At 66.6% G+C, this 1,951-nt stretch carries 2 protein-coding genes; both read right to left on the bottom strand.

Annotated features, from left to right (window positions below; all coding sequences use genetic code 11):
* A partial coding sequence (locus tag ACY45C_RS09820; RefSeq protein WP_462187313.1) for a DUF5313 family protein occupies positions 1–300 on the bottom strand: 300 nt, incomplete at its 3' end.
* Positions 301–371: 71 nt separating this feature from the next.
* Positions 372–1,951 (bottom strand): acetyl/propionyl/methylcrotonyl-CoA carboxylase subunit alpha (locus tag ACY45C_RS09825; protein WP_462187314.1); only part of this gene is annotated, 1,580 nt, incomplete at its 5' end.

Raw genomic sequence — 1,951 nt, forward strand, 5'->3', positions numbered from 1 at the left:
GAGCCCGATCCCAGAGATCAGAAGAAACGCGACGACGACGGCTCGGACTCCGAACTCACCGGGCAGCAGGGAAAAGATCAGCGCGAAGGGCAACATCAGCAGGAAGGGCCGTGCCGCCTGGCGCAGCCTCCAGCCGGGGCCGGTGAGGTCATGCGAGACCCAGTCGTTGTAGGCCGGAGGAAGGGTCCCCCCAAGCAGGTAGTGCACTCGCCCGGTCAGCGGTGGTCGCTGAACGACTGGGCGGGCCACCGCCAGCTCCCGGTCCTGGCCGCTCACCGTCGGGCTGTCGTTACCGTCCATACCTCGCAGCCTATGAAGTCTGCGGTGGAGAGGTGGCAGCCGACGGTGGGCAGGTCGAGCTTCGGTGCGTTCTAGTCTTTGATCTCACAGAGCACGGTGCCGCTGGTGACAACGGCGCCGACGGCCGCAGCCAGTCCGGTGACCGTGCCATCCCGGTGCGCGTTGATCGGCTGTTCCATCTTCATCGCTTCCAGAACAATGATCAGATCACCCGCGGAAACAGCGTCGCCGTCGTTGACCGCGACCTTCACGATGGTGCCCTGCATGGGACTGGTCAGGGCGTGGCCCGTGACCTTGGCCGCAGCCGTGCCGCGAGCGCGCCGCTTGGGCGCCGCTCCCCGGGAAGCGGCGACGGGGGCAGAACCGAATCCGGCGGGTAGCACGACTTCGAGGCGTTTGCCGCTTACCTCGACAACCACGGTCTCCCGCGGCTCGGGGGTGGTGTCGGCCTCAGTCCCTCCCGCGAAGGCCGGGATGGTGTTGTCGAACTCGGTTTCGATCCAGCGGTTGTGGATACGGAAAGGCTCTGCGGCGTCCTCCGGGGCGAAGGCGGGATCCCGTACGACCGCGCGGTGGAATGGCAGTGCCGTCGCCATTCCCTCGATGATCATCTCGTCGAGGGCGCGCCGAGCCCGCTGCAAAGCTTCCTGCCGGGTTGCTCCGGTGATGATGAGTTTTGCGAGCAGGGAGTCGAAAGCGCCGCCGATGACGCTGCCGCTTTCGATGCCGGTATCGAGTCGGACGCCGGGGCCGGCCGGCGCGATCAGCTTGGTGACCGTGCCGGGGGCGGGAAGGAAGTTACGGCCGGGATCCTCACCGTTGATGCGGAATTCGATGGAGTGACCGCGAGGAGCCGGATCGGTGAAGTCGAGTGCCTCACCCTCTGCGATGCGGAACTGGGCGCGAACCAGGTCCACTCCGGAGACCTCTTCGGTTACCGGATGCTCGACCTGGAGGCGGGTATTGACTTCAAGGAAGCTGATCATGCCATCGCGGGCGACGAGGAACTCGACGGTCCCGGCCCCGATATAGCCGGCTTCCTTGCAGATCGCCCTCGAGGCGTCGTACAGCGAGTGGAGCTGAGCCTCCGAGAGAAACGGTGCCGGCGCCTCCTCCACGAGCTTCTGGTAACGGCGCTGGAGCGAGCAGTCGCGGGTACCGACCACGACGACGTTGCTGTGCGTGTCCGCCAGGATCTGGGTCTCGACGTGGCGGGGCTGGTCCAGGTACCGCTCGACGAAGCACTCTCCGCGACCGAACGCCGCGACCGCCTCCCGGACGGCACTGTCGAACAGTTCGGGGAGCTCCTCCGCGGTCCAAGCGACCTTCAGCCCGCGCCCTCCGCCACCAAAAGCGGCCTTGATGGCAACCGGAAGGCCGTACTGCTTGGCGAAGGTGACAACTTCATCGACGCCGGCCACGGGGTCTGCGGTGCCAGGTGCGAGCGGCGCACCGACCGCTAGTGCAATATGCCGGGCCGCGGTCTTGTCCCCGAGACGGCGGATGGCCTCCGGCGGCGGGCCGATCCAGGTGAGGCCTGCGGAGATCACGGCCTCCGCGAAGTCCGCGTTCTCCGAGAGAAAACCGTATCCCGGGTGGACGGCATCGGCCCCGGAGGACTTGCAGGCATCGAGAATTTTGTCGATGCGTA

The organism is Frankia sp. CcWB2 (assembly GCF_977927585.1).